The sequence below is a fragment of the Pontibacter pudoricolor genome, assembly GCF_010092985.1.
GTDB lineage: Bacteria > Bacteroidota > Bacteroidia > Cytophagales > Hymenobacteraceae > Pontibacter > Pontibacter pudoricolor.
The window spans coordinates 4,069,759-4,080,791 of the sequence record NZ_CP048106.1 but is presented as its reverse complement, the minus strand read 5'-3'; the positions used below and the strand labels follow the sequence as shown (position 1 = coordinate 4,080,791).

Annotated in this window: 12 protein-coding genes and 1 tRNA gene; 7 read left to right on the top strand and 6 right to left on the bottom strand. The window is 44.6% G+C overall.

What is annotated here, in order from left to right; all coding sequences use genetic code 11:
* Window positions 1–73 precede the first annotated feature (73 nt).
* On the top strand, window positions 74–619 hold the full coding sequence (locus GSQ66_RS17645; RefSeq protein ID WP_162428664.1) for an REP-associated tyrosine transposase: 546 nt from the start codon (window positions 74–76) through the stop codon (window positions 617–619).
* A 22-nt stretch (window positions 620–641) separates the two neighbouring features.
* On the opposite strand, the gene GSQ66_RS17640 is transcribed toward GSQ66_RS17645, so the two are convergent.
* A complete protein-coding gene (locus GSQ66_RS17640) occupies window positions 642–947 on the bottom strand; it encodes a hypothetical protein (RefSeq protein WP_162428663.1) in 306 nt (101 codons plus the stop codon).
* 503 nt (window positions 948–1,450) lie between these two features.
* Between GSQ66_RS17640 and trxA the strand changes: the two genes are divergently transcribed.
* Window positions 1,451–1,777 (top strand): thioredoxin, encoded by a 327-nt coding sequence (gene trxA, locus GSQ66_RS17635; RefSeq protein WP_162347761.1) that lies wholly within the window; start codon window positions 1,451–1,453, stop codon window positions 1,775–1,777.
* Between the two features lie 66 nt (window positions 1,778–1,843).
* On the opposite strand, the gene GSQ66_RS17630 is transcribed toward trxA, so the two are convergent.
* Together GSQ66_RS17630 and GSQ66_RS17625 are read right to left on the bottom strand one after the other, a co-directional pair.
* The gene (locus tag GSQ66_RS17630) at window positions 1,844–2,344 is read right to left on the bottom strand and encodes a DUF421 domain-containing protein (RefSeq protein ID WP_162428662.1); all 501 of its coding nucleotides are present in this window, start codon (window positions 2,342–2,344) and stop codon (window positions 1,844–1,846) included.
* A 37-nt stretch (window positions 2,345–2,381) separates the two neighbouring features.
* Window positions 2,382–4,307 carry a hypothetical protein gene (locus GSQ66_RS17625; RefSeq protein WP_162428661.1) on the bottom strand — a complete coding sequence of 642 codons (1,926 nt, stop codon included), beginning with the start codon at window positions 4,305–4,307 and terminating at the stop codon, window positions 2,382–2,384.
* A gap of 165 nt (window positions 4,308–4,472) precedes the next feature.
* Between GSQ66_RS17625 and GSQ66_RS17620 the strand changes: the two genes are divergently transcribed.
* On the top strand, window positions 4,473–4,874 hold the full coding sequence (locus tag GSQ66_RS17620) for a DUF5329 family protein (protein WP_162428660.1): 402 nt from the start codon (window positions 4,473–4,475) through the stop codon (window positions 4,872–4,874).
* Window positions 4,875–4,967: 93 nt separating this feature from the next.
* Window positions 4,968–5,333 carry a SpoIIAA family protein gene (locus GSQ66_RS17615; protein ID WP_162428659.1) on the top strand — a complete coding sequence of 122 codons (366 nt, stop codon included), beginning with the start codon at window positions 4,968–4,970 and terminating at the stop codon, window positions 5,331–5,333.
* Between the two features lie 222 nt (window positions 5,334–5,555).
* On the opposite strand, the gene GSQ66_RS17610 is transcribed toward GSQ66_RS17615, so the two are convergent.
* Window positions 5,556–6,596, bottom strand: coding sequence for an isoaspartyl peptidase/L-asparaginase family protein (locus GSQ66_RS17610; protein WP_162428658.1), 1,041 nt, complete (start codon window positions 6,594–6,596; stop codon window positions 5,556–5,558).
* 331 nt (window positions 6,597–6,927) lie between these two features.
* On the opposite strand from GSQ66_RS17610, the gene GSQ66_RS17605 reads away from it, so the two are divergent.
* Window positions 6,928–7,644, top strand: coding sequence for an OmpA/MotB family protein (locus GSQ66_RS17605; protein WP_162428657.1), 717 nt, complete (start codon window positions 6,928–6,930; stop codon window positions 7,642–7,644).
* Between the two features lie 129 nt (window positions 7,645–7,773).
* Here the strand turns inward: GSQ66_RS17605 and GSQ66_RS17600 are convergent, their stop codons facing one another.
* The gene (locus GSQ66_RS17600) at window positions 7,774–8,277 is read right to left on the bottom strand and encodes a hypothetical protein (RefSeq protein ID WP_162428656.1); all 504 of its coding nucleotides are present in this window, start codon (window positions 8,275–8,277) and stop codon (window positions 7,774–7,776) included.
* A 453-nt stretch (window positions 8,278–8,730) separates the two neighbouring features.
* Window positions 8,731–9,870, bottom strand: a complete 1,140-nt coding sequence (locus GSQ66_RS17595) for a cystathionine gamma-synthase (protein ID WP_162428655.1) — start codon at window positions 9,868–9,870, stop codon at window positions 8,731–8,733.
* Window positions 9,871–10,028: 158 nt separating this feature from the next.
* Between GSQ66_RS17595 and GSQ66_RS17590 the strand changes: the two genes are divergently transcribed.
* Together GSQ66_RS17590 and GSQ66_RS17585 are read left to right on the top strand one after the other, a co-directional pair.
* Window positions 10,029–10,748 (top strand): TVP38/TMEM64 family protein, encoded by a 720-nt coding sequence (locus tag GSQ66_RS17590; protein WP_162428654.1) that lies wholly within the window; start codon window positions 10,029–10,031, stop codon window positions 10,746–10,748.
* Window positions 10,749–10,817: 69 nt separating this feature from the next.
* Window positions 10,818–10,891 (top strand) — tRNA-Arg (locus tag GSQ66_RS17585).
* The last annotated feature ends 142 nt before the right edge of the window (window positions 10,892–11,033 follow it).

Genomic DNA, 11,033 nt, shown 5'->3' with positions numbered 1-11,033 from the left:
GACGTCCGCAGCAGATAGGTTTCGGACATGGATGTCCGAAACAGCGCTGTCTAATACAAAGTATAGACTTACTATGGGATTGAAAAACAGAATTATACCCGGCGGTTTATATTTCCTGACTATGACGGTGGTAGATTGGGTGGATATCTTTACCAAACCTGTTTACAAGCATATTATAGTTGATGCCTTTAAGTTTTGCCAGGAAAAGAAAGGCCTTGAACTTTATGCATGGGTGCTAATGAGTAACCACCTCCACTTGATCGCCGCTGCTGAGGAAGGCAGGAATTTATCAGACATCCTTCGGGATTTCAAAGGATTTACCAGTCGTAAAATTGTGGCTACGATTCAAGAGGAACCTGAAAGCCGTAAGCAATGGTTATTGCACCGTTTTGAATTTTCAGCAAAGCTCAACCCTAAAGTACGGCACTATAAACTATGGCAGGATGGCAACGAAGCAAAAGAACTTATTTCAAACGAATTCATAGACCAGAAACTGGACTACATTCATCAAAATCCGGTGCGGGCAGAATGGGTAGACGAACCGGAACACTATCGCTATAGTTCAGCTAAAAACTATGCCGGAGAAGCAGGCCTGCTAAAAGTCGAATTGATAAATTGATGAGTATATTACTCCTTCAAACTTAAGTGATGTATTTCCTTTCTACAGGCAAATGCTGCTCATACAGATTTACCAGTTTCTGCTTTAGTTTGGCCCCAACTGTATAGTTTGCAGTCTCTTTAACCGGGAAAACAGACATTACAGTATCCTCTTCAGGCAGGTTATAGTTAGGCGCAAGTTTGGGAGCTGGCACTAAACTATAGAGGCCATCCATCAAACTATCAAACTCTTTTTTATTTTTAGCTTTTAAAATGGAGGGCACGTTGGCTACAAAAACCGAATCCCGGTCTATAGTTCTGGCTGCTACCTTGGGGTGATAGTATTCCATCAAACCCCACACTTTAGTATAAGTCGCCAGCCGCTCCGTAGCTTTTTTAGTTCTAGTTTGCGGAGCGCTTTTGCCTTGTACCTGAGTTTACGCTAAGAGGAAACACATAAAATCGAAGCAGATTCTAAACAATTTCATAGCCTAACTGATTTACTATAGATACACGACCAGGGAGCTGGATGAGCTTTCGGAGAATAAGAGACTAAAAATGTAACGTGGCTGATTATTTCTAATAATTACAGGAATAAATTATCTTGTAATGGTATTAACAGATACGCTGTACTATAGTTACATAACTGCAAAGGCTTTAGCAGATGCTTTAAAACTATGAGTAAACATGCTAACTTAAGTGGTTCAATTGCAGCGGCAGACACGGCTTTTACGTACTATTGTATTTTACACGACACCTTGTCAGGTGGGTATAGTTTGGGCTTAAATTTGTCGAAGCTATATTTGTTACTATATTTATAACACAGAATTTAACCAACAAAAACGCTAAAGTTATGGCTAACAAAGCAATAGAAATTACAGACGCGAACTTTAATGAGATAATCAATTCAGATAAGCCGGTGCTGGTAGACTTTTGGGCAGAGTGGTGCGGCCCATGCCGTATGGTAGGCCCGATCGTGGAAGAACTGGCTGGTGACTACGAAGGCAAAGCCGTTATCGGTAAAGTAGACGTGGATGCAAACCCGCAGACTTCTGCTAAATTCGGTATCCGTAGCATTCCTACACTGCTGGTTTTCAAGAACGGTGAAGTGGTAGATAAGCAGGTTGGCGCGGTGCCTAAAAACGTACTGGCTCAGAAGCTGGATGCGCAAATGGCATAAGCTGCACAAGCTTTAAAAATTCAGAGTCCCCTTTTGCAACTATAGCAGAAGGGGACTTTTTTTTAATTACTCTTCTTTAACAATAATGCTGATCTCGCCGTTGCGCTCCAGGTAAGCCGTTTCGATGGTTGATATGTCGGGGTGTTTACTATGCGTACGCAATGCTTCCATCAGGTCGTTTTCGGTCATGCTATATTTTTGAAGGGCATCGTGCTGTAGTTCCCCGTTTTTTACCAGCTGTACGGGCCTGCCCTTCAGAAAATCACCAAACCTACCCGATATATGATACGCTATGGTGGCCAGGCCACGATGCAACAGTACCAGCACCAGCGCAGAAGCCAGCGTCGGCCAGAAAGGCGAGTTACCGGTTATCGCCCGGCTCAGGATAGACCCGAAAACAACGCCAAGTATAATATCAAAAGCAGTGTTTTTGCCGAATACGCGCTGGTTACCTACTCTAACTATAAGCAAGGCCGCAAAGAAAACCCCGATAGCCCGCAGCGACATTTGCCACCATGTCAGGGTATCCTCCCCTATCCCGAATAAGTAATTAAAATCAAACTCCATTTGCTCTTGCCAACGCAGCGAGCAACTATAAAGTTATTTAAGCCGGGCACTCACAAAGTTTACTATCTATGCTGCAAAGGGTGGTATAATTCTGTTTTGCTTCCTGCAGCAGGCGCTGCAACTGTTTTGTGTAGTCCTGCACTTTCTGTAGCTGCGAGATCTCCGGTTGTTGTTTAGCTAAGGTATCCAGGTTCTTTATGGAGACCGAAAAAGCATCACTTTTTTCTTTGATACGGGCGTAGTAGCTATCCATACCTTTATCGGTGGTGGCCACTGCGGTTGCCTGCAGGTTATTCTCGAAACAAAGTTGCTTGCGCAGATAAGTAAATACCTGTTGCTCGGCTTCGTTTCGCAGTTTTGTCATGTCGTGCACGGCTTCGCGCAGTTTGTAGCTTTCGTAGCGCTTGTTGTAAGCTGTTACGGCATCACGCACTTTATCGCGGCAGCTCAGGCAGTTGCTGGCATTTACTTTATCCTGCAGGGCATTCCGGACAACTATAGTTTCGTCCGATGCCGGGGTATCATCGAGCTTTTTAACATCTTTTTCAAATACCGATGCATACTGCAGCTCTTCCAGCTTTGCTTTTAGCCGAACTATAGCTTCCCCTTCCACAGAGGCCGACAGCAGATCAGGGCGCGGCAACTCTACGGCGTATAGTTTAGCCAGCGCCTTCTCGCGTTTCTCGGGGGTGTTATAGTTGGACGGATCGTTCTCGAGCTCGCGCAACGTGTTCACCAGCAATTTCCCGCTCTTCAGGTTATGGTCAGCTTCTAAATACAGATCGGCGTTGGTAAGTATAGATTGATACTCGGTCTTAAAGATATTTTTATAGGTGCTGTTAGTTTTGAATTCCGCTTCGCGGGCATCCATGGTAGCTTTCAGGCGCTTGTATTCCTGGATAATAGCAAACAGGTTACGGGCATTTATTTCGGGGCTGTTGTTGCGGTAGTTTAGCCTGTAAATATTAAGCTGCTGCTTCATTTCGGCAAACACACGTAAAAACTCCACAAACAATTTTTCCTGCCTGAAGGTCTCGTCGTTTACCAGTTGCTGCTCGTAGGCGTTCTGTATTTTCTGTTTGCGCTTTTCTATCAGGTCCAGTGTTACTTCATCACCGGTCAGCACATCCATTTTGTACAATGATTTATAGTTGGCGATCACCATATAAGGATAATCCTTATAGTTGGTCATCTCCTCCAGCATGCGGCGCTCCAGCTTGTTCGGGTTTTTAGCCAGGTAGTCGGCCAGGCGAGCCGATTTTATAGTTACCGTTTTTACTTCGCCGGGCACAAATACATATACTTTAACCGAGTGCAGGCGCGTGTCAAAGTCCTGCCCCTCATACAATCGTATAGTGGAGCTGAACCTATACTCGCGTTTACTTGTACGGCTGCTAAGCAAACTCCCGAACTCCCCTACCAGCGACAATACCGCCCCGGTTGGTGTTGTCAGTTTAGAGAGGTTAACCAGTTGTTTTGCCACCATCCCAAACACCTCGTCGCCGCCATCGTTTGTTATGGCCTTGGCATTTATAGTGGCATCTATGTTATTCTGGGTCGATGAAAGTGGCATTTTATCAATGATCCGAACCACTTCCAGGTTATCGCTTACCTGTGTTTTATAGTTATCCTTTTCCTGGTCTACATAAAAGTTATAAAGCGGATATACGATCTCGTCGTTCCCGAAAAGCTTCATGTTTTTGAGCTGCGCTGTAATCAACAGGTATTCCAGCTTATTACGATAGCGTTTTTTTGGTCTTTTAACACCGCTTTCCAGTTCGTTCAGTACGCGTGTAAACTTGCTGCCGTTAAAAAGGTAGATGTCGGTGCTCAGGTATTGCCACTCGTCCGAGAACTCAAACTGATCGGTATAACTATAGCCAAGGCGGGTTTCGATGTTCTTCTGAGCGAGAACCTGCTGGCTTATAAGCAGGAAAAATAAAAAAAGTATAAAATTTCTCATGTATCAGTACTTGTCGGTAAGCAGGGTCTTGCGTATACACCCCTATAAGCACATGGCATAAAACTTAGTCAGCATAACGCTGGCGCCTGTACTATAGTGCTTTAAAATTGCGAATAATTTCTTAAGCATCACAGACCAAAGCTGTAAAACAAACTATAAAATTGTATGAAAACGATAACATCAATTGCCTTATTTATACTTTACCTTGTTGCAGTACAACCGGCTATGGCACAGCAAAGCAATACACCGGGTATAACTACTTCTGCTTCGGTGCCTGGCACGTTGTCTGAATCTCAAAAAATAGACCAATTAATTGAAAGTATCCGGGGCATGAAGGGTGCTACTTTTATCCGGAACGGCAGCGAGCACACGTGCCAGGAAGCGGCCGAGCACCTGAGAGCAAAATGGGAAAAACATGGAGACAAAATCAAATCGGCAGAAGACTTTATAGCGTTTCTGGCTACTAAATCATCGATGAGCGGCGAAGTGTACAAGATCCGCTTTGCTGATGGCCGCGAAGAACCCACAGGCGAAGTGTTGCTGAAAACACTCGGGCAATTAAAATAAATCACGCGCGTTAAACCTGTATTACATATGATCAATATTTCATTAACGTGTACTCTGCCGGTTGCGTAAATAGCTTAAAGAATGTCAACATCCATGTTAGAATTGTTAGAAGAATCAAAAGGTGACCTGGTAGCTTTCCGGATATCGGGCCACGTAGACAAAAACGATTACGATATTATGCTGCCTATACTGGAAGAAAAGATAAAGATGTATGGCAAAATAAACGTGTATGCCGAAATGCAGGAAGTAGAAGATTTTACCTTGAAAGCTTTGTGGGAAGACCTTAAGTTTGATTTCAGGCATGCTTCAGATTTTAGCAAGGCCGCCCTTGTTGGCGAACAGAAATGGCTCGACTGGCTGATTGTGGCAGCATCTCCTTTTACATCTGCCACCGTAAAACACTTTACCTTAGAGCAACGCCAGCAGGCCCTGGACTGGATACAAACTCCTGAAGAATAAAAGTTGAATTATACCTAAAAGCTGCGGGCTATACTTGGTACAAGTATAGCCCGCTCTTTTTTGTGTCAACTATAGTTAATTATTATTTTATCTGCCGTTGGTTTCGCCCTTGCTGCGTGTTTTCACCAGCAAGACCTACGGATAGCAGGATTGTTGGTGATAACACTAACAATGGATCATTTTCTACTTCAAAAACTAAAATTTCTTAAGCAAAATCAGGCACTACTCTTTGTAAATGGCCACTTCGGATTTACCTTTTTTAATGTAGCCACGGTACATACCCGCAGAGTTAAAAGGCATGGCAACGTTTCCATTTCTATCAACGGCTATTACTCCACCTTCGCCGCCACGTTTCACCAGTTTCTTCATCACCACTTCATCGGCAGCTTTCTTTAAACTATAGCCTTTGTATTCCATTAAAGCAGCAATATCATGGGCTACAACGGAGCGTATAAAATACTCGCCGTGGCCTGTTGCCGAAACGGCGCAGGTGTTGTTATCGGCATAGGTTCCGGCACCAATAATCGGCACATCGCCTACGCGGCCGTAGCGCTTGTTGGTCATGCCACCTGTTGAGGTAGCTGCTGCCAGGTTGCCATAGGCATCCAAGGCTACAGCGCCAACCGTTCCGAACTTCTCACCTTCCACAAAAATGTTCTCGGTGCTGCTAGTGCCGCTGCTGTCGTGGTCAAGCTTGGTTTTCTCGCCTTCTTTTTCTTTCAGTTTCTGTAGTTGCTGGTAACGGGTTTCGGTACGGAAGTAAGACGGGTCTACAATCTCCAGTCCTTTCTCTTTGGCAAACTTCTCAGCGCCCTGCCCTATCAGCATTACGTGCTCTGATTGCTCCATTACGGCACGGGCAGCAGTAATTGGGTTGCGAACTATAGTTAGGCTCGCCACAGCGCCTGCTTTGCCTGTTTTTCCGTCCATAATGGCCGCGTCCAGCTCATTTTTGCCTTCGTTGGTAAACACGGCTCCTTTGCCCGCATTAAATAACGGTGAGTCTTCCATTACGCGTACGGTGGCTTCAACAGCATCCAGGCTCGAGCCGCCTTTCTCCAATATAGCATAGCCGGTTTTCAGGGCCTGGTTCAGCACTTCTTTATAAGCTTTCTCTTTTTCAGGTGTCATGTTGGCTTTGGTTATAGTTCCGGCGCCGCCATGTATTACCAGGGTAATTTTAGAATAGTCAGGTTTGGTTTGCGCCATGCTAACTATAGCCATTAGCATAAAGAGGCACAAAAAGTATAGTTGTTTTTTCATGATGTAATTAGGTGAAAGTACAGATGTTAAAGTTATCCTTTTTTACGGGAATCAGAAACGAAGGCAGTAACCATCAGTTGAATTGGCGCAAAAGTTTTCAGGTGCCGCATCAACTTATAAGATAAAAAAGTCGGACCCTTTGCTCCTCATTCCCAGTATTTTATATAAAATATTCAATTTTAACAATATTGTATTATAGTTCAGCGTTTGAGGGGCATCAAATATAGTCTTTATCTAATTTAGCTTGGCTTTAGCACTTGTTTTTTACATCTTTGCAGTCATAAATGTATTACCAGATTACTATTTATAAACTAACAACAAATTAAAACACATGAAATTTAACTTTGTAAAAGCGTCTTTCTCTGTATTGCTTTGCACTACAATGCTGGCATCTTGCGTATCTTCTAAAAAATACGAAGACCTGAAAGCAAGTAAAGAAGCTCTGGAAGCTGAACAAGCTGCTTCGAAACAAAAAGTTGATGAGCTAACTGCTTCTCTGAAAGAGCGTGAGCAATCTCTTGCTGAGATGGAGCGCAAAATGAACGAGCAGCAGAAAGCACTTGACAACCTGAGAAACGAAGTAAATACTGCATTGCAAGGCTTTAACCAAGGTGACCTGAGTGTAGAAGTTAGAGATGGTAAAGTTTACGTTTCTATGTCTGATAAGCTGTTGTTTAACACAGGCAGCACTAAAGTAAACCCAGGTGGCCAGAAAGCACTTGACCAACTGGTAAGTGTACTGAAGAAGAACAATGAAGTTGGTGTAATGGTAGAAGGCCATACAGATGACGTGGAAGTATTGCCAGGCACTAAGAAAATTGCTGACAACTGGGATCTGAGCGTACTGCGTGCAACTGAAATCACGCGTCTTCTGACTCAGAAAGGTCTTTCTCCGGACAGAGTAACGCCTGCAGGCCGTGCTTACTACCAGCCAGCTGATACAGGACGTACTGCTGCTGCAAAAGCTAAAAACCGTCGTACTGAGATCGTTCTGATCCCGGATATGACTGAAGTATACAAAGTATTAGGCGTTCAGGCTCAGAAGTAGTCTAAGCGAACTATAGTTACAAAGGCTGCCAGCTTTATAGTTGGCAGCCTTTTTTTGTCTGAACCGGGAGTAATGTGATTTTTGGGATTGATATGGTTTTGTGCAAATCAACAATTAAGCCTTCAACAATTAAACCTTCTGCTGTTTGGCTATAGTTATGGCATCAAATAACTCACCGGGTTTCTGAGAGCCAATTAGCAGGCTTTGTTTATTGTAGAAGTATAGTTTCACGCCCTGGTTGCCGTACACGTTGTAAGCCTTACCTTTAAAACCCCACCTGATGCCCCAACCACCATATTCCATGATCGGGTTATAGGTTACTTTCTCATAATCGCGTAGTTCGTGCAGCTTTATAATTACCGGTTTTAAGTGGAATGGCCAGAAGCGCACCCGCAGTTTACCAGGAACCACTTCCGTAGTAAGCGACATTTTATAAAAGAAGTAAGGCAGCCCCACTCCTACCAAACCCGTTATTATAGCTAACTGCACATCAGATGCCGGCCTGTTGCCAAACCCACCACCCAACAGAACCTGGTACACAAACCCAGCCCAGAAAACAGCAGCCACTCCCAGTATAATTACCCAGAGCCACACCTGCCTGAACCGCTGCCGCTCCCTGAAAAGAATATTCATAGTTTTTGAGTTTAGAAGTTTAGGAGTTAGAGAGTTAAGGAAAGATAAGAAATTTAGGTTTATAGTTCCAGCAGCTATAGTTACGTCCAGACCTAGCAGAGTGCACAGTTCCCGTTAGCGTGTGAAGAATTATGTAACCACAAAAAACTATGATCTAAACTATAGTAATAGCTGTAAAAGCTCCCCGCCTTAGACTACCGGGAAGCGATTTCGAAGGTAGCGAGCGTAGCGCTGAAGGGTTAGGGGCGGTTGGATCACAGCAACTATAGAACTATAAACCTAGACACTAGTAGAAGCTGCGCACACTGCCAGGTCCTAGCAATTTTGTCAATCCATTTATCCTGTAAATCCTGATTCAGACAAATAAAAAGCCGCCAACTATAAAGCTGACGGCTCTTCGAACTATAAACAAGCCTTTTGTCCTTTGTCAAAAAACTCTTTTGTCAATAAAAGTTATCCAATTGCCTGCTCTAAATCTGCGATCAGGTCTTCGGCATCTTCTACGCCCACGCTTAGCCTGATCAGCGAGTCGCTCAGACCGGCTTTCATGCGCTCTTCGCGCGGTATGCTGGCGTGCGTCATCGTGGCCGGGTGTCCGCACAGCGACTCTACACCGCCTAATGATTCTGCCAACGCAAAGAATTTCAGTTTCTCCAGCACACGGGTAGCATCTTCTACTTTATCGCCTTTCAGCACAAACGAGATCATTCCACCAAAGTCATTCATCTGCTCTTTGGCCACATTATGGTTGTTATGATCTTCAAAGCCCGGCCAGAATACTTTCTCAACTTTCGGGTGGTTACGCAGGTACCCGGCAATCTTACGACCGTTCTGGCAATGGCGCTCCATGCGCAGGTGCAGCGTTTTTAAACCGCGCAGCAACAGGAAGCAGTCCTGTGGGCCCGGTGTACCGCCGCACGCATTCTGGATAAAAGCTAAACGTTCATGCAAATCATCGTTGTTAACTATAAGCGCACCCATTACCACATCCGAGTGGCCGCCCATGTACTTGGTAAGCGAGTGCATCACAATGTCAGCACCCAGATCCAGTGGCGTTTGCAGGTATGGCGTGGCAAACGTGTTATCGGCTACCAACAGTAGGTTATGCTTTTTAGCGATGGCAGCGCAGCCTTTAATATCGATGATGTTAAGCAGCGGGTTAGTTGGTGTTTCTACCCAGATCATTTTGGTATTCTCGTTTACCAGCGCTTCCACCTTGCTCAGGTCAGCCATATTGGTAAAATGGAACTTGATACCATAGTTCTGGAAGATCTTGGTAAAAATACGGTAGCTACCGCCGTACAAATCATTCGTTGAGATCACCTCGTCGCCGGGAGCCAGCATTTTTATAACTGCATCAATGGCAGCCATACCTGAAGCAAAGCACAAGCCATGTTTACCGTTCTCCAGGGCCGCCAGTGCGTTCTGTAGCTGCGTACGGGTTGGGTTGTGGGTACGTGAGTATTCGTAGCCTTTATGGTCGCCTGGTGAGCGCTGCACGTAAGTTGATGTCTGGTAAATTGGCGTCATGATGGCGCCTGTAGTTGGGTCTGGTTCTACACCAGCGTGTATAGCTTTTGTTCCGAATTTCATATCTATAGTTTAGTTATAAACGATACTTCGCAAGTTAATAAAAATAAGAAACAGCACCCGCCTATAGTTGTTTAGCTATAGTTATACTTTGTTGTCAGCTAAAATCTTTTCTCCTTTGTCATTCGTCTAATGCTAACATTACCAAACCCCGTAAGCTGATGAAGCTGATACCACTGCTGAGAAACCTTGTACGCGAAAATGCATCTACGTTTGTATCGATGCTGTTGTTGGTAGTGGTGCCCGTTACAGTAAGTTCTACTCTGGCTGTTTACCTGTACCAGTACCAGGATCTTTTCCGGGACCTTACCATCTGGCAACTGCTTTTGTACTTCCTGGTGATATCGATAACGATGGCCCTGGCACTTACTCCTACTACGTTTGTAGCGCTGGTGAGCGGCTTCTATTTAGGCTGGCAGGCTTTTCCGGGCGTGGTGGTGGCGTATGGCGTAGCGGCGCTGGTAGGCTATAGTTTGGCCAAGCTGATAGACCATGGCAAGATGATGAGCTTTCTGAACCGTTTCGAGAATGCCCGTAACCTGATGCAGGAACTGCGCGCTGAAAGCTGGCCGCTTATCTTTTTAACCCGTATTTCGCCGGTACTGCCTTTTGCCCTGATGAATTTTGTGCTGTCGTTGTTGCAGATAAACCGTAAGAAATTTTTCCTGGCAAGTATAGTTGGGATGCTTCCGCGCACTATTTTCTTTTACTGGATAGGTACACAGGCAAAAGATATTATTTCTTTGCTGCAGGACCCGGACAGCGGCACCACCGGAAAATTGCTTATGATCGCGCTGATTATCATTTCGATAGGTGGTTTATACTTTGTTTTTGACCGCGCCCTGAAGAAAGCGTTGAAGAACGCGAGCGCTAAAAATTAAAAAAATGTGTGTTTAGGGGTTGCGTTGTAAGAAAAATTGGCGTTACTTTGCATCACCATTACGGAAAATGGTCACGTAGCTCAACTGGATAGAGCATCTGACTACGAATCAGAAGGTTAGGGGTTCGACTCCCTTCGCGACCACTTGAAAATCAGCCACTTACAGGTAAAACTGCTAAGTGGCTTTTTTTATCTGCATACAAGTCTTCATAAAAATTCTCAGTGAACCATATCCTTAGTCACTGTTGTATACATGCAAACAAAAACAGGGTCACTTATCTTCAAA